Source organism: Bacillus sp. F19 (genome assembly GCA_023823795.1).
GTDB lineage: Bacteria > Bacillota > Bacilli > Bacillales > Bacillaceae > Bacillus_P.
On sequence record CP085710.1, the window covers coordinates 4,088,165 to 4,105,245 of the forward strand.

At 41.4% G+C, this 17,081-nt stretch carries 13 protein-coding genes; 3 read left to right on the forward strand and 10 right to left on the reverse strand.

What is annotated here, in order from left to right; genetic code table 11:
• Positions 1-23: 23 nt before the first annotated feature.
• Genes menB through LIT25_21055 form a run of 4 tightly spaced genes read right to left on the reverse strand, consistent with a single transcriptional unit; the run spans position 24 to position 4,860 of the window.
• A complete protein-coding gene (gene menB, locus LIT25_21040) occupies positions 24-842 on the reverse strand; it encodes a 1,4-dihydroxy-2-naphthoyl-CoA synthase (GenBank protein USK33036.1) in 819 nt (272 codons plus the stop codon).
• A 28-nt stretch (positions 843-870) separates the two neighbouring features.
• Complete coding sequence (gene menH, locus LIT25_21045) at positions 871-1,686, reverse strand: 2-succinyl-6-hydroxy-2,4-cyclohexadiene-1-carboxylate synthase (protein USK36360.1); 816 nt, start codon at positions 1,684-1,686, stop codon at positions 871-873.
• Between the two features lie 5 nt (positions 1,687-1,691).
• On the reverse strand, positions 1,692-3,449 hold the full coding sequence (gene menD, locus LIT25_21050; protein USK33037.1) for a 2-succinyl-5-enolpyruvyl-6-hydroxy-3-cyclohexene-1-carboxylic-acid synthase: 1,758 nt from the start codon (positions 3,447-3,449) through the stop codon (positions 1,692-1,694).
• Positions 3,436-4,860, reverse strand: a complete 1,425-nt coding sequence (locus LIT25_21055) for an isochorismate synthase (protein USK33038.1) — start codon at positions 4,858-4,860, stop codon at positions 3,436-3,438. The genes menD and LIT25_21055 overlap by 14 nt, the downstream gene beginning before the upstream one ends.
• 297 nt (positions 4,861-5,157) lie before the next feature.
• Between LIT25_21055 and LIT25_21060 the strand changes: the two genes are divergently transcribed.
• On the forward strand, positions 5,158-6,093 hold the full coding sequence (locus LIT25_21060; protein ID USK33039.1) for a 1,4-dihydroxy-2-naphthoate polyprenyltransferase: 936 nt from the start codon (positions 5,158-5,160) through the stop codon (positions 6,091-6,093).
• A gap of 220 nt (positions 6,094-6,313) precedes the next feature.
• Entirely contained in the window at positions 6,314-7,060 is a 747-nt protein-coding gene (locus LIT25_21065; GenBank protein USK36361.1) for a TraR/DksA C4-type zinc finger protein, read from the forward strand.
• 142 nt (positions 7,061-7,202) lie between these two features.
• Here LIT25_21065 and LIT25_21070 read toward each other — a convergent pair whose 3' ends face one another.
• Entirely contained in the window at positions 7,203-7,655 is a 453-nt protein-coding gene (locus LIT25_21070; protein ID USK36362.1) for an SRPBCC family protein, read from the reverse strand.
• 66 nt (positions 7,656-7,721) lie between these two features.
• Here LIT25_21070 and LIT25_21075 point away from each other — a divergent pair, with 66 nt between their 5' ends.
• Positions 7,722-8,513, forward strand: coding sequence for a TIGR00266 family protein (locus tag LIT25_21075; GenBank protein ID USK33040.1), 792 nt, complete (start codon positions 7,722-7,724; stop codon positions 8,511-8,513).
• 176 nt (positions 8,514-8,689) lie between these two features.
• Here the strand turns inward: LIT25_21075 and LIT25_21080 are convergent, their stop codons facing one another.
• From LIT25_21080 to glgB, 5 genes are all read right to left on the reverse strand, one after another.
• Positions 8,690-11,095: a glycogen/starch/alpha-glucan phosphorylase gene (locus LIT25_21080; GenBank protein ID USK33041.1), complete on the reverse strand. Its 2,406-nt coding sequence runs from the start codon at positions 11,093-11,095 to the stop codon at positions 8,690-8,692.
• Positions 11,085-12,536 carry a glycogen synthase GlgA gene (glgA, locus tag LIT25_21085; protein USK33042.1) on the reverse strand — a complete coding sequence of 484 codons (1,452 nt, stop codon included), beginning with the start codon at positions 12,534-12,536 and terminating at the stop codon, positions 11,085-11,087. The genes LIT25_21080 and glgA overlap by 11 nt, the downstream gene beginning before the upstream one ends.
• Positions 12,533-13,561 carry a glucose-1-phosphate adenylyltransferase gene (locus LIT25_21090; protein ID USK33043.1) on the reverse strand — a complete coding sequence of 343 codons (1,029 nt, stop codon included), beginning with the start codon at positions 13,559-13,561 and terminating at the stop codon, positions 12,533-12,535. The genes glgA and LIT25_21090 overlap by 4 nt, the downstream gene beginning before the upstream one ends.
• 81 nt (positions 13,562-13,642) lie before the next feature.
• Positions 13,643-14,788 (reverse strand): glucose-1-phosphate adenylyltransferase, encoded by a 1,146-nt coding sequence (locus LIT25_21095; GenBank protein ID USK36363.1) that lies wholly within the window; start codon positions 14,786-14,788, stop codon positions 13,643-13,645.
• Complete coding sequence (glgB, locus tag LIT25_21100) at positions 14,742-16,673, reverse strand: 1,4-alpha-glucan branching enzyme (GenBank protein USK33044.1); 1,932 nt, start codon at positions 16,671-16,673, stop codon at positions 14,742-14,744. Before glgB ends, LIT25_21095 begins: the two co-directional genes overlap by 47 nt.
• Positions 16,674-17,081 lie beyond the last annotated feature (408 nt).

Consider the following 17,081-nt stretch of genomic DNA (forward strand, 5'->3'; position numbering starts at 1 on the left):
ATCATCAAGCTGCTGCATGTTATTTAAGGGAATCTTGGGAACTGCTTGAAGTCAGGGTTGCGTTTTTCTTTAAATGCATCTCTTCCTTCTTTTGCTTCATCCGTTGTATAGTACAGAAGAGTTGCGTCTCCTGCAAATTGCTGAATTCCTGCTAGGCCGTCTGTGTCTGCATTAAATGCAGCTTTAAGGAAACGAATGGCAGTCGGGCTTTTTTCCAAGATCTCCTCGCACCATTGAACCGTTTCATCTTCAAGCTTTTCTAAAGGCACAACCGTATTGACAAGACCCATGTCAAGCGCTTCCTGTGCATTGTATTGACGGCATAGGAACCAGATTTCGCGTGCTTTTTTATGTCCTACAATACGTGCAAGATATCCAGAACCATAGCCTGCATCAAAGCTGCCTACTTTTGGACCTGTTTGTCCGAAAACAGCATTGTCTGCCGCAATTGTTAAATCACAGACAATATGGAGCACGTGGCCGCCGCCGATTGCGTATCCTGCAACCATGGCAATAACCGGCTTTGGAATCACGCGGATTAAACGCTGCAGATCAAGAACATTCAAACGCGGAATTTGGTCTTCCCCAACATATCCGCCATGTCCGCGCACCTTTTGGTCGCCGCCTGAACAGAATGCTTTTCCGCCTGTCCCAGTTAAAATAATAACCCCAACATTTGCGTCATCTCTAGCATAAGCAAAAGCATCAATTAATTCCATTACCGTTTTCGGACGGAATGCATTATGTACCTCAGGACGATTAATCGAGATCTTGGCAATCCCATTATACGTTTCATATAAAATATCTTCGTACTTGCGTTCAGCAATCCATTCTACTGTCATTTCGCGTACTGCCTCCTTATGAATACGTTTACGTATTAATAAACTCATTTACTATTCTACCAAAGATTTGCGGTTGTTCCACATGAACCGCATGACCTGCACCAATTATTTTAATAAATGTCGAATATGGGAGCAATTCTTTCATCTCTTCTGCAATCCCGCAGAACTTTTCATCCATATCCCCGCTTATGAGCAGAACGGGAATTCTAAGAGAATCGAGGCTGTCCCATAAGGAATTCTGTGATCCGGTCCCCATTCCTAAGAGACTGTTTGCAAGCCCTGCCTCGTCATTTTTCAGCCTTTGGCTGCGCAGATTTTTTTGAACGTCCCAAGGCAAAGCTTTCAGAGAGGCAAACAGGGATATATTCTCCCAGAAATCTATAAAGGATTCCATTCCATTTTCTTTTATAAACTGAGAGAGCTTTCGATCATTTTCTTTTCTGCTCATTCTCTCAGCCTCCGTTTTTAATCCGGGAGATGCACTTTCCAGAACCAGCTTTTCAATCCGCTCGGGATGCTGGCTTGCATAGGATAATGCCAGTCTGCCTCCCATAGAATACCCTGCAAGAATTGCTTTATTAAGATGGAGCTCTTCAAAAATAGCCTGTAAATCCTTAACCGATTCATTCATACTGTAACGTTCAAACTCTGAAGGTGAATCTGTCAGCCCATGTCCGATAAGGTCAATTAAGATGACTTTATCATGTCTTAAGCTGAACATCTCCAGCAAAGGATGCCAGTTTTCAGTTGAGCCAGTAAATCCGTGGAGAAGAACTAAAGGTATTCCTTCTCCTTTTCCATACGTTTCAATATGATAGGAAACTCCTCTAATCGTCTTCTTCATTCGTATCATTTAAGGATCTTCTCTCTTATTTCCTGGGAAACACGATTCATCAATTCACGATGGATGCTGACACGGGTTTGACGATTTGTGCGCACTTCTATGATGTTCAAACCTTTTTTAATGACAGCATCTGACACTGCTGATCGGAATTCCTCCCATGTTGCCGGCAGTGTATATGAGGCGTCATAAAGATTGGCAGCATGTTTAAAATCAAGACCTGTTGGAGTACCGAATAAGGTTTCAAAATGCTTCTCTTCTTTTGACTGCGGAAGAAACGAAAAGATTCCCCCCCCATCGTTATTAATAAGAATGATGGTCAGATTAAGTTTGTGCATGTTAGCAGCAAGAAGTCCATTCATATCATGATAAAAGGACAGGTCCCCGATGACTAAAAAAGTTGGATAATCTGTGCGGGCACCAGCACTCATTCCAAGTGCTGTTGAAACGATCCCATCGATTCCATTTGCCCCTCGGTTGGCATAAACGGCAATGTCCTTTTCCGTGTTGAGGAAATAGTTATCAAGGTCCCGGATGGGCATGCTGTTTCCTGCTATCACTTGACACTCCTGGGGAAGCGCATGCTGCAATTCACGAAAGACATTCCCTTCAAATAGGTCGCCGCCTTTATCTTCGGCAGATCCTAATAACTCACGCGAAACAAGATTTACTTTTCTCCATAACTGCAGCCAATCCGTATCTTCCTGAGTCTTGACCTGTCTGATAAGTTCATGGCACAGCCAGCTCTCCTTGCATTCAATCATTTCCGCCGCCATTAAGGTCGGTTCCCTCCAGCCGCCTTGTCCATCGACAACAATTTGACGGATATCATCTGTACTCTTCAAGAATAAAAACAGCGGCTTTGAAACCGGCATAGCTCCGAACCGAATAATGATTTCAGGCTTAAGCTGATCTGTTATGTATTCATCCTTCATAAATGCATCATAGCATTCAATGACTGATGATTGATTATGAGCCCCTGTTCTTAAATGGGAAAGGGGATCAGCAAGAATCGGGTACTTCAGGACGGAGGATAGATGCACTGCTGCTTCAGCAAAATCAGGATCGCGCAGTTCTCCGCATATGATCAATCCCTTTTTTTCTTGTGAAAGGAGTTCAGCTAAGCGCAGTACATCACAAGCATCAATAATTGACGAACCTGCCGTTACTTGCACCTGTTTAGGACGATCATTCAGGCTTGTCCATAAATCTTCAGATTCTAAATCAGGTACAAGAGGTTCTCTGAACGGAAAATTCAGATGAACGGGTCCTGATGGAGAAGAAATGGCTTTGCCCGCTGCGCGTGCCGCCATTGTTCTTCCATAATGAAGAAGCTCAGCAGTATGCTCCGGAATAGCCATATCAGCAAACCATTTTGCATAGCGTCCGAACAGATGCAGCTGATCGATTGCCTGCGGAGCACCCACATCTCTAAGCTCATGCGGACGGTCCGCCGTTAAAACAAGCAAAGGCACTCTTGAATAGAATGCCTCAACAACTGCCGGAAAATAATTAGCTGCCGCCGTTCCTGATGTACAAAGCAAAGCAACAGGTCTTTGCTGCATCTTAGCCAGGCCAAGGGCAAAAAAACCTGCTGATCGTTCATCAATCAAAATATGAATGTTTATATCAGGATGCTCAGCCATCAGCATGGCCATAGGCGTTGATCTTGATCCGGGGCTAATAACCGCATCCCGAACACCCGCTTTAGTTAATTCATCAACAAAACTTGCTGCGTAAAGGGTTAAAGATTTATTTGCACTCATGTTTGACTCCTCCAAGCGCAGAGAGCATAGGCTTAAGCTTAATCAGTGTTTCCTGATATTCCATTTGAGGATCGGATTCTGCTACAATGCCGCATCCTGCAAACAGGGTTGCCTGATTGCCTTCAATTAAGCCGGATCTTATAGCTACTGCAAACTCACCGTTGTTTTCAGCATCAAGCCAGCCGACAGGACCGGCATACCAGCCGCGGTCCATAGGTTCTATCTCTCTGATCATTTCAACTGCAGCCATTTTCGGGTATCCGCCTAAGGCAGGTGTAGGATGAAGTTTTTCTACTAAGTTCAATAAGGAATACCCGGCCTTCATAGACCCTTCAATCGGTGTATACAAATGCTGAATGTTTTTCGTTTTCAATAATTGCGGGCGATCTGAAACCTTTACTTGGCTGCAGCATTCCTCAAACGAATCTTTAATCATTTTTACAACAATCGCGTGCTCAATCAGATTTTTTTCATCATTTAAAAGAGCTGTCCCAAGCTCCGTATCTTCTTGTTTGTTCTTCCCTCTTTTAATAGAACCGGCCAGACATGTTGAAAGCAGCCTGCTGTTTTCCTTTTTGATCAGACGTTCTGGTGTTGCACCAATAAAAGATTGACGGCCATTTTCAAAAGAAAAGATAAAGCTTGTAGGCTGCTCTTTCTCCAGTTTGTTTAAAGCTGAATAGATATTAATGTTGTGATCATACTTTAATTGTACTTCTCGTGCCAGCACCACTTTATCAAGCTCACCGCTCTTAATGGAATCTGTTGCTTTTTTTACTGCAGAAAGCCATGTTTCCGTATCTGCCTCTTTTAACGTGTAATTATTCACAGATTCTTCTCCGGCGCCTGAATTTCCTGTCAGGACTTCATTAGCAATCGTTGTAAAATGATTCGCACAAGATTCAAGATCATCAGCCGGCTTTATCACACGATTGATTGTCAGAAACGAATCTCCGTCTTTTACTGTAAGCATGACCGACGGCAAAAAGAATTTTGCCTCAGGGTATTTGTTCCAGCGCTCGTTTCTGCGATTATGCGGATCAAAAGAAAAACCGCCAAATAACAAAGCACCTGTCCCTATATGTGCGTGCGCAGCATCTTCATAATGCGCCATTTTTTTAAAGCGCTTCCAATCAGACTCAATCCGCCCAAAACGATCACTTTCGGCAGAATCATTTTCTACCGTGCATTCGTTTCCCAAGCCTGTAATCGTAAAGCGTGAACCAGGAGCTGCCCAATAAAACCGCTCGCCTAAAAAAAGCCGCTCGCCAGCCGCATAAAATTGGAGGGGGTTCATCGAATCATTCAACGTCTTGATCTGGCTTAATATGACCGGTTTATCAAACTGTCTGGCTTCCTCCAAAGCACGCTTTATAATCTCCGTAAATGTATGTTTTAATGCCGTAATCATTGGAAATCCCTCCAAAACCGAAAAATCGCTTATATTAAGATACACCTCAGGGGAAAGAGGTGTCAATAGTACTTGGGCAAAGAAATGGTATAATAGAAATAACGACTATTATCCTTATTATATTACTACCCTGGCAACATTAAAATCAAAAGCTATCGCTGAAGAAATTTCCCAGTGAGGGAATTAAATGATTGTTCAAACATTTGTAAAAGGATTGACACAATATTGTAAATTTCCTACACTTAATTCTGGGAAGCAAACGTGCTCCATTTGGTTATAAAAGGGGAGAAATCTTTGATGCATACACAATCACACACTACACAAAACGTGCCTTCCATCAAACCGGATAAAAGCTGGAAAGTATGGTGGATGCTGCTCCGTCCTCATACATTATCTGCAGCCTTTATTCCTGTTACGATTGGTACGGTTCTTGCTTTAAATGAAGGTCAGGTTCATATCTTATTATTTCTAGCTATGCTGATTGCATCCATCCTAATCCAGGCTGCAACCAACATGTTCAACGAATATTTCGATTTTAAGCGAGGACTTGATAATGAAAACTCAGTCGGAATTGGGGGAGCTATTGTCAGAAACGGTGTGAAACCGAAGACAGTTCTAAACCTTGCTTTCGCATTTTTCGGCGTCGCTGTCCTATTAGGCGTATATATTTGCATGAGTTCCACTTGGTGGATCGCTGTTATAGGATTAATCTGCATGGCTACAGGCTATTTTTATACAGGCGGCCCTATGCCAATTGCGTACACTCCATTTGGAGAGCTCGTTGCCGGTTTCTTTATGGGAATGGTAATTATCCTGCTTGCTTATTACATTCAAACTGGAACAATTTCACCGATCAGCATTATTATTTCCATTCCCATCGCTTTCCTGGTTGGAAACATCATGCTATCAAATAATATCCGCGACCTTGATGGTGATAAAGAAAATGGACGCAAGACCCTTGCGATCCTGATTGGACGCAAAAAAGCGATTATTTTCCTCGCTTCAATGTTCGCTGCTTCCTATGCTGTCATCTTAATCATGATTGCACTCGGCTATTTGTCCTTTTGGGCGCTTTTAGTCTTAATAAGCACCCCTAAAGCATACAGTGCCGTAAAAAAATTCTCAGGCAAATCATTGCCGCTGGAAATGATGCCTGCGATGAAAGCAACAGCTCAGACAAATATCCAATTTGGCTTTTTGCTCGCACTAGGTTTATTCATAAGCACGATCTAAATCTGCACGGCCCTTTGACGGGCCGTGTTTTTTTGTGCATTATTTACAATCATGATTTAGATGATTATGTTCATACTAAGAAAAGCAGAACACCCTTTTAGCTCCCTCATGATGATGATTTATTTTGTCCGAGGAGTCGGGGGATGGAGCTAGACACCATTGGCGAAAATTTATACACATTTAAAAAATACTTATTTTTTAAGGAAGGAGCGTGAATGGAATGCTTAACAGCGGTCAAATAGCTTCCTTTCGCTCACAGCTTGATGCAAGAAAAGCAGAAATCGAGCATCATCTGCAGGAAAACCAACATTTTGGACTTGAGCAAAGCTTCGGGCACGATTCTACTGGAGAGCTTTCAAGCTACGACAACCATCCGGGCGATGAGGGTACAGAGCTTTATGAGCGTGAAAAAGATATCGCTTTAAATGAGCATGTTGAGGAAGAATTAAGTGATATAAATCGAGCACTTGCAGCCATCGAAAAGGGAACTTACGGGGTATGCGAAGTATGCGGAACAGATATACCTGAAGGAAGACTTGAAGTGCTTCCGACTGCAACAACTTGCAAGGAACATTCCCCGGAGCAGGCTATTTCTCGCTCGAGACCGATTGAGGAAAGCATACTTGAGCCGGCATTCGGACAATTCGAATACGATGAAAGCGATTCGGAAGCTTATGATGCGGAGGACTCTTATCAGGACGTAGAGCGCTTCGGCAACTCTGAAACTCCTTCTGACATGGAATATCCTGTTGATTCATACAACGACGTATACATGGAGAACGATGACCCAACAGGGTATGTAGAGGATTATGAAAATTTCGCGGCTACAGATATTGAAGGAAAGAACGTAACCGTGTATCCAAACATACAGCATAGACAGTATGAACATACACTCGATGAAGAAGGACTGATGACTCCTTTCGGGGATCTTCCTGCATCAGAAAAAGAACCATATAGTGAGGAATAAAAGCAAAAGCGTCTTGTTAAGCTCCGAAAGCAAGATAAGAATCCGGCAGAAATCAGCGAATCGATTCTGATCAGGAGTTAGAAGAACATCAATTTTATGCTTTTCATAATCTTAAACAGAGTTTCCGCCCCGGAACTCTGTTTTAATTTGTTTCCGCGATTTTTTTCAGCTCCTTTGCCCGGTCTGAGATAAATTTTTGCATATACCTCTCTAGAAATAATAAATCTGCGGCTTTGCCCAAAAACCCTAATGGAGATTGATAGTCAAAATGATCAATCATCACTGTTTCATTTCCTGAAGCAACGAAAGTATGAGTATGAATAAAAGACTTAAATGCTCCTTTAACCATCATATCTTTAAATTCATAAGGTATGTTCATCTCTGTTATTTTGGAAGACAGTCTTTGCTTTATACCGAAGTGCACGGCTTCCCATTCTTCGAGAAGCCCGGAAGTTACACCGCCAACCGCTTTCTCTTTTGTTTTTTTAGTCGTTTTCGGATGGACTTCTACATTCCGTGCGAGGTCAAAGCAGACTTCGATTGGCGCTTTAATACTCTTATCCCCTTTATATGACGAACTTCTTTCATTATTAATGGAAAACAGAAGGGTTTTCTTTCTTTATGACGAATGTTTACAAAAAAAAGCAAAGAGGTGACCATTTTGAACGCACATGAAATTGATTACAAGATTTATGGAGATGACATGCAGTTTGTTGAAATTGAGCTCGATCCAAGTGAAAGTGTAGTAGCCGAGGCCGGGGGTATGATGATGATGGATGACGGCATTGATATGGAAACCATCTTTGGTGACGGATCAGAGCCAAAGGGTTTGATGAGCCGTTTAGTAGGTGCCGGTAAGCGTGTTATTACTGGAGAAAGTTTATTTATGACGGTCTTTACAAATAAAGCTGGGGGCAAAAAGCAAGTTTCATTTGCAGCGCCCTATCCAGGCAAAATCATTCCTGTCGACTTAAAAGAAATGCAGGGAAAGGTCGTTTGTCAAAAAGACGCTTTCCTCTGTGCTGCTAAAGGTGTGTCTGTCGGAATTGATTTTCAGAAAAAGTTAGGAACCGGTTTTTTTGGCGGTGAGGGATTCATTATGCAAAAATTAGAAGGAGACGGACTTGCTTTTCTGCATGCTGGAGGTACGATACATAAACGGCAGCTTGCACCTGGGGAACGCCTGAAAATCGATACAGGCTGTCTTGTCGCGATGACGCGGGACGTTCACTACAACATTGAATATGTCGGGAAAGTCAAAACGGCCTTCTTCGGCGGTGAAGGATTATTTTTTGCAACTGTACAAGGACCTGGGACAGTATGGGTACAATCACTCCCTTTCAGCCGTCTTGCTGACCGCATTTTTGCCAATGCTCCAAGCACCGGCGGGAACGCTTCAGGAGAAGGCAGTATTCTGGGCGGACTTGGACGATTGCTTGATGGAGATAATTGATAATTCGGTAGACGCATGAAATTTTCATGCGTTTTTTTCCTGACTTACTATCAATGCGATTATCAAAAGCTTGTACATCGAAATCTTGATTTTTTTTCGAAATCAGAGAACATATTGGCAAATCTTTAAAATACTAAACAGCAGAAAACCCGCTCAACAGGCGGGTTTTCAAATACTTAATGAATAACAGGAATCGGCTGGATATCCCAAATGCCATCAGCATACTCATGAATCGTCCGGTCACTTGAGAAATAACCAGAGTGAGCAATATTAAGAAGTGCTTTTTCAAGCCACTTATCTTGGTTTTTGTAAGCTTTTTCAAGTTGTTCCTGGGCATTGACATAGGATGCAAAGTCACGTAAAACAAAATATTGATCATTTTCATAAAGCAGAGAGTCTTTAATCGCTTCAAACTCATCTTCTGTATCAGGGAAGAATCCGTTTGTGAGCTGATCGACCACTTGTCTGATCCGCAGATCATGATGATAATACTCAGATGATCGATACCCGCCATTTTCGTAATAATTCAGAACCTCATCGGCATTTAAGCCAAAAGTGAAGATGTTTTCTTTTCCGACTTCTTCTAAAATTTCAATGTTCGCTCCGTCCAAAGTTCCCATTGTGAGCGCACCGTTCATCATGAATTTCATGTTTCCTGTTCCAGATGCCTCTTTACTGGCAGTTGAGATTTGTTCACTTACATCTGTCGCCGGGAAGATATGCTCTGCGAGCGAAACCCTGTAGTTTTCCATGAAAATGACTTTCATCATCTGCGAAACCTTAGGATCGCTGTTCACTTTATCTGCAAGCGAGTTAATTAGTTTAATGATCTTTTTCGCATAATAGTAGCCTGGGGATGCCTTGGCTCCAAATATAAACGTTCTTGGATAGATCGTAAAGTTTGAATCCTCTTTCAGCCTGTTATAAAGATACATGATGTGCAGCACATTTAACAGCTGTCGTTTATATGCATGAAGACGCTTAACCTGAACATCAAAAATCGAATGTTTATCGACGGCAATTCCCGTTTTCTTTTCGATAATGTCTGCAAGAATCGCTTTTCTTTTTCGTTTAACGGCTGCAAATTCTTCTTTTAAAAGCGGATTATAGATATGGCGTTTTAGTTCAATCATGAGGTACGGGTTTTTAATCCAGTCGGTCCCGATTGTTTCGGTAATGAGATTTGTCAATTCTGGATTGGCTTTAAGCAGCCATCTGCGGTGAGTGATTCCATTGGTTTTGTTATTGAACTTTTGAGGATAAATTTGATGGAACAATTTCATTTCCCGGTTTTTCAGAATGTCAGAATGGATCTTTGCGACTCCATTGACGCTGTGGCTTCCGACAATCGCTAAATGGGCCATTTTCACGTCACCGTGAGCGATAATCGCCATATTTTCAATACGCTTCCAATCTCCAGGGAAACGATTCCACAGATCTTTGCAGAATCTTTCGTTTAATTCCTCTACAATCATATAGATTCTTGGGAGCAGCGGCTTAAAGATATGCAGCGGCCATTTTTCAAGCGCTTCAGATAATGTCGTATGATTCGTATAAGATATCGTATTAAATGTAATATTCCAAGCTTCTTCCCATTCCATATGCTCTTCATCAAGCAAAATTCTCATCAGTTCCGGGATGGCAAGAACGGGATGAGTATCGTTTACATGGATGGCAACATGCTTGTGGAATTCATGCAGGGTATCATTCTTTTTAAGGTAAGACCGGACAATGGACTGCAAGCTTGCAGAGACAAGGAAATATTGCTGCTTAAGTCTGAGAATCTTTCCTTCGTCATGCGTGTCATCCGGATATAAAAACTCCGATACTGCTTCTGTTTCACGTTTATAAGCAAGAACATCACGGTGAGGCGGATTTGGAGAAGGCTCAGCGTTCCAAAGCCTCAGCGTATTAACTGTGCTCGTTTCATACCCAATCACAGGCATATCATAAGGTACAGCCATAATATTTTCAAAATGAACATGGCGGAAGTCAAGCTTACCATCTTCGTATACATGTTCAACTTTTCCCCAAAACGGAATCTCAATCGCCTGATCCGGCTTACGGACTTCCCATACATTTCCGTGTCGTAACCATTGCTCAGGCAACTCCACTTGATAGCCATCCACAATCTTCTGATCAAAAAGACCATGTTTATACCTGATGCCAAGACCATGTCCCGGCAAATTTAATGAAGCAAGCGAATCTAGAAAACAAGCAGCAAGGCGGCCTAAACCGCCATTGCCAAGACCTGCATCTGCTTCACTTTCTTCAATCTCTTCAAGGTTGATGCCAAGATCATCAAAGCCTTCAAGCACAACGTCACGAATGCCCAAATTTAAAAGATTTTGTCCGAGCAGTCTCCCAAGCAAAAACTCAATCGATAAATAATAAACTTGTTTGTTGTTGCTTGCCCGGTTCCATTCGTTCGTAGTAATCCAATTGCTGCTGATATGTTCTCTTACCATATTTCCAAGCGTTTGGTATTGATCACGTTTTGTTGATTCAGCAAATTTTTTTCCATAACTCATTTCCAAGCGCTTAAGAAAACTGTCTTTAAATTCATTTTTGTTAGAGAACATGACTCCCACTCCTAGTCATTAAATCAGCATATAGCTGGTTGTATTTAAACGCTGACTGCGCCCAACTGTAGTCTTCTTTCATCGCTGTTTTGACAAGGCTGTTCCAGATGGTTTTATTTTTATAAATAGAGCATGCGCGATTAACGGTGTTCTTCATATCGTGAGCATTGAAGTTGGTGAACGTAAAGCCATTCCCCTCGCCTGAATCATCGCGGTAGGATGTTACAGTATCATTCAGGCCGCCTGTTTCTCTTACAATCGGAATCGATCCGTACCGAAGAGCAATCAGCTGGCCAAGACCGCATGGTTCAAACTGCGAAGGCATTAAAAAGAAATCCGAGCCCGCATAGATGCGGTGGGCAAGCGGCTCATCAAATCCGATATATGCTTTGCACTTATCAGGATACAGCCACTCCATGTGCCTGAAGAAATCCTCGAACTTTTTCTCTCCGGTTCCAAGGATAATGATCTGCATATCTGATTGAAGCATTTCATGCAGGACGCGATCGACCAGATCAAGGCCCTTTTGCTGTGTTAAACGAGTGACCATTGTAAGAAGAGGCGTATCCTCTTTTTCCGGAAGGCCAAACATCTTCTGAAGCTCTTTTTTATTCTTTGCTTTGTTTTTGACAGAGTTTTCATCAAACGGAAACGCTATGTATGGATCGTCCTCCGGATTATAAATCGCATCATCAATTCCATTTAATATCCCTACAAGGGATGCTTCCTTCACCCGCAGCAGCCCATCAAGACGCTCACCGAAGTATGGGGTCTGAATCTCATTCTTGTAGGTAGGGCTTACTGTTGTAATCATATCTGAAGCCACAAGAGCTGCTTTCATAAAGTTCACAAAGCCATGGAATTCCAGCTGATCTGCATTAAAATACCGGTCATCAAGACCAAGTAAATCATGCAGAATATCTCTTGGGAAAATACCCTGAAATTGCAGGTTATGAATCGTAAAAACCGCTTTCATATTTTCATAAAACGATTGAGAAGCGTACTCTTCTTTTAATAGGAATGGCACCATGCCTGTATGCCAATCATGACAATGAATCACATCAGGCTGGAAATCGACTGCTTTAATCGAATCCAGAACAGCTCTAGAGAAAAAAGAGAAACGCTCCCCATCATCATAGTGGCCATATAAAGAATCACGCTTAAAATAATATTCATGATCGATAAAATAATACGTGACTCCTTCAAATTCCAGCTGTTCAATTCCGCAATATTGTCTTCTCCATCCGACAGGAACAACAATATCTTTGATTTTTTTCATTTTTGACCGGAACCGCTCCGGAATTTGACCGTATTTAGGTAAAATCACTCGAATATCTGTTCCAAGACGCTTTAATTCCTTGGGCAGCGCCCCTGCAACATCCGCCAGACCCCCTGATTTTACAAAAGGGACACATTCCGATACAACAAATAATACCTTCACGATTTCATCAGCTCTCCTTGTACTGTTCCTTTTCTAAGTACGATCGGCAGATCAGCAGATCCTTTTAATTCGATGCCGCTGCCTACTTTTACATCCTTATCAAGAACTACATTCTCAAGCACGCAATTTTCTCCAACTTGAGATTTTTGCATAATAATACCATTTTTTACAACTGTTCCTTTTCCGATATGAACAGCTCTGAAAATAATACTGTTTTCTACATACCCTTCAATCACGCTGCCGTTTGCGATCATTGAATTTTTCACAACAGCATTCTGTCCGTGTCTTGCAGGCGGCTCATCCTTCACCTTTGTTAAGATCGGACGGTTTTTAATAAATAACTGCTGCCACACTTCCGGCTTAATCATTTCTAAGCTGTGGCGGTAATAGCTTTCAATTGAATCAATAATGGCAACGTATCCATCAAACTCATAATCACAGATCATCATTTTATGAGTATTCTCCATGATTACTTGTGCAATGGTTTTATAACCCGTTTGATTATTGTCATGGATAAGATTCAGTAATAATTTTGTCGACATCACATACATATGCAGAGATTCGCCGTCTTTGCGGACTTCCGTAATATCGCAGCCTATTTTCACATGTTTCGCCAGAACATCTTTGAAATCAATGTTGCAGACTGTATAGCTGTTTGTGATCACCGCATATTCCTGCTTGCTTCTCAAGAAATAGTCAATGTGATCTGACAGCTGGCGAATGGATCCGAATTCACTATACTGATCATTTAAATGCGGAGACGGGAAAAAGAACAGCCCATCGCGCTTTCTATTAAGATCCCATTGCTTGCCTGACCCTAAATGATCCATCAGGGAACGATATTGGTACTTTGGAAAAATAGCTACACTTTCGATATCTGAATTCACCATATTTGATAAAATAAAATCAATTAATCTGTAACGCCCCGCAAACGGAATAGCAGCCATCGACCGATTTACCGTTAAGTCCTCGATGGCATTTGTATACGTTGTTGCATCAATAATTCCCAGCATCCTTTGATTCATAGCTGTTCCACCTCTCGCATTAGTTTATTTTCATCGGAAATAAATAGGGTTTCTCTGCTGTTTGCACATCGAACTTACCGGTTATGCTCCTGCCGTTTGCTCTACTAGCTCTTCCGTTACTAAAATGACTTCTTCAATATCTTTATCCGAGCGAATCACCATGCCATCCGGTACTACTAAACCTGATGGAACAATCGCATTTTCAATATATACATTATTGCCAATGACCGCATCCGGCATGACAACCGTGTTTTTCAGGAACGAATGCTGCCCTACTGTTACACCTTGGAATAAAACCGAATGGTGAATGGTTCCATAAACCACGCATCCTTCATTCACCAGAGATTCCGTTACTTCTGCACCATCTGATAAATATTGAGGCGGCTGATTCGGGTTCACAGAATATATCCGCCAGTTGTTATCAAACAAATCAAGTTCTGGCACTTCATTTAAGAGATCCATATTGGCTTCCCAAAGACTTTTAACCGTTCCGACATCTTTCCAATAGCCTTTAAATGGATAAGCCACAAGTTTTTTCTTTTCATCAAGCAGCAAAGGCAATACGTCTTTGCCAAAGTCATGACTTGAGTACGGATTCCGTTCATCCATCTCCAAAAAATCTTTTAATATCGACCATTTGAAAATATAAATACCCATTGATGCAAGGTTATTCTTAGGATTTTGAGGCTTCTCATCAAATTCGATAACTTCTAAATTTGCATCTGTATTTAAAATACCAAAGCGGCTTGCTTCTTCCCAAGGCACTACTTTAACAGAGATCGATACGTCTGCATCTTTTTCAACATGGTAATCAAGCATTTCCGAATAATCCATTTTATAGATGTGATCACCAGATAAAATCAGGACATACTCAGGATCATACTGTTTTAAGTAGTTCATGTTTTGATAGATGGCACTTGCCGTTCCTTTGTACCATTTAACCTCTGATGATTCTGCGTATGGAGGGAGTACTGTAACTGCTCCATTTTTACGGTCTAGGTCCCATGCACTGCCAATTCCGATATAAGAATTCAGGACAAGCGGCTGATATTGTGTCAGCACCCCAACTGTGTCTACACCTGAATTGCAGCAATTGCTTAATGTAAAGTCGATAATGCGGTACTTTCCGCCAAATGGAACTGCGGGTTTTGCAAGGTTTTGCGTTAACGAACTTAAACGACTACCCTTTCCTCCTGCCAATAACATTGCGACGCACTTTTTTTTCACCATGGTTGATTGTCTCCTCTCGTTTTTTAACTGCGCGTAAAATGGATATTCCATAAGGGGGAATGGTCATTGATATGTGATAAGGCTGATTATGCTTCATGCCTTCTAGTGCTTTAAGATCTTTCTTATTAACCTGGCCTGATCCTCCAAATACAGTGTCATCACTGTTCATGATTTCAATGTATTTTGTATCAGCCGGCACCCCCACTTTATAATCGTGGTAGGTTTGCGGTGTGAAGTTGCAGACTACAACGAGCTGCTCATTAGGCTTTAGGCCTCTTCTGATAAAGGAAAATATACTTTGCTCGGAATTATTCACATCAATCCATTCAAAGCCTTCATGAGAGTGGTCCTGCTCATACAGAGGGCGCTGTCTCTTATAAACAGCCAGCAGTTCCTTGAAATAGCTTCTTGCCTTTTGATGCATGTCAAAATCATCAAGCACCCAATCAAGCTGCTCAAGATCCTTCCACTCATCAAACTGGGCAAACTCCCCGCCCATAAACAGCAGCTTTTTGCCTGGATGAGTCATCATATACCCGAGCAGCAGACGATATTGAGCAAACTTCTGCCAATAATCACCCGGCATTTTATTCAGCAGCGAACGTTTTCCATGAACCACTTCATCATGTGAAAGCGGAAGGATAAAGTTCTCAGTAAAAGCATAGATCAATGAGAATGATACCTTGTGATGCAGGTGCTTCCTCTGTTCAGGCGGAGCTTCCATGTACTTGAGGATATCGTTCATCCAGCCCATGTTCCATTTATAGTTAAACCCAAGTCCTCCATCAGAGGTAGGTGATGTCACTAAAGGATAGTCTGTTGAGTCCTCTGCGATCATTAAAACACCAGGATCATACGCAAATACATTTTCATTCAGCTTTCTCAAAAAGCTCACTGCAAATGGATTCTCGTGAGGCTCTTCAGTATTCTGCCAGTTCAGCATATTTGCTACTGCATCCACTCTGAATCCATCAATATGATACTTTTCAAGCCAGAAAAGAGCATTTGAGATTAAGAAGCTCTGAACCTCAGGCTTTCCTAAATCAAAGTTAGCCGTACCCCAAACCTCATTCTCCCGGTCTTCATATCTCTTATATTCAAATGTCGGTTCCCCGTCGAAATAATAAAGCCCATGAGCATCCTTGCAGAAATGGCCAGGTACCCAGTCCATGATGACGCCAAGATTATTCTGATGACAAAGATCTATGAATTTCATTAGTTCATGAGGAGTTCCGTACCGGCTGGTAGCCGCATAATATCCTGTTCCCTGATACCCCCATGAACGATCATAAGGATGTTCAATAATAGGCAGAAGCTCAATGTGAGTAAATCCATGATCGAGAACATACGGAATCAATATATCTGCTAGCTCCAAATATGTATAAAGGCTTTCGTTTTCTTTCTTTTTCCAAGAACAAAGATTAAGCTCGTAAATATACATCGGACGGTTATAAATTTCCTTTTGACGCTTCTTCTTCTGCCACTTCTGATCGTTCCATTCATATCCTGCCAGATCATAAACAATTGAAGCGGTATTAGGTTTTACCTCAGCATAAAAAGCAAATGGATCAGATTTAAGAATTTTCTCATTTTTCTGTGTAATAATCTCGTATTTATACAGGTCTCCCTCTTTTATATCCTGAATAAAAGCAGACCAGATACCTTGATCATTCACTCTTTCAAGCTTGTGATTCGAGCCGTCCCAGTGATTAAAATCACCTGAAACCCGCACCTCAAGCGCATGAGGAGCCCAAACAGTAAACACAGTACCGCAAACACCGTTCCGTACGCTGCTGTGAGCACCAAATAATTCATGAGCTTTAAACAAATTTCCCTCATGGAAAAGATGAACCTCAAAATCAGTTGGCGTAGCAAGATTCATTCCTAATCACCCTTTCTATAAAGTTATCTTAATTCTAAATTCAATTAGAGGGAAGGATTACCTTTTTTGTAAGCGCTTCTACTTATTGACATGATATGTCATGAACCATTATTCATTTTTCAAAAAATTATTCTTTTAAAATAACTCTTAAAAAAATGTCGAATAAAGAAACGAAAGAAATAAGGATAATAGAAGAATTTGGCGAAATAAACATCAGTCAAATATACTAAATAATTCATTATGTGTAAGAAAATACAGGAATTTCTACCATGATATTCGAATAGTGTAATTCGAGTAAGTTATATCACAAAAACAGTTAATTCGACAAAACGAGTAAGAATTGTCGAAATCTTTTTATTCTTCGCTTTTGTTTTCTTATTACCATTACTTATACCTCTGTTTGTGATT

Bases quoted from the DNA above. Each gene is read 5' to 3' on its own strand.
- menB (USK33036.1), bottom strand. From the start codon at position 842: ATGACAGTAGAATGGATTGCTGAACGCAAGTACGAAGATATTTTATAT.
- menH (USK36360.1), bottom strand. From the start codon at position 1,686: ATGAAGAAGACGATTAGAGGAGTTTCCTATCATATTGAAACGTATGGA.
- menD (USK33037.1), bottom strand. From the start codon at position 3,449: ATGAGTGCAAATAAATCTTTAACCCTTTACGCAGCAAGTTTTGTTGAT.
- LIT25_21055 (USK33038.1), bottom strand. From the start codon at position 4,860: ATGATTACGGCATTAAAACATACATTTACGGAGATTATAAAGCGTGCT.
- LIT25_21060 (USK33039.1), top strand. From the start codon at position 5,158: ATGCATACACAATCACACACTACACAAAACGTGCCTTCCATCAAACCG.
- LIT25_21065 (USK36361.1), top strand. From the start codon at position 6,314: ATGCTTAACAGCGGTCAAATAGCTTCCTTTCGCTCACAGCTTGATGCA.
- LIT25_21080 (USK33041.1), bottom strand. From the start codon at position 11,095: ATGTTCTCTAACAAAAATGAATTTAAAGACAGTTTTCTTAAGCGCTTG.
- LIT25_21090 (USK33043.1), bottom strand. From the start codon at position 13,561: ATGAATCAAAGGATGCTGGGAATTATTGATGCAACAACGTATACAAAT.
- glgB (USK33044.1), bottom strand. From the start codon at position 16,673: ATGAATCTTGCTACGCCAACTGATTTTGAGGTTCATCTTTTCCATGAG.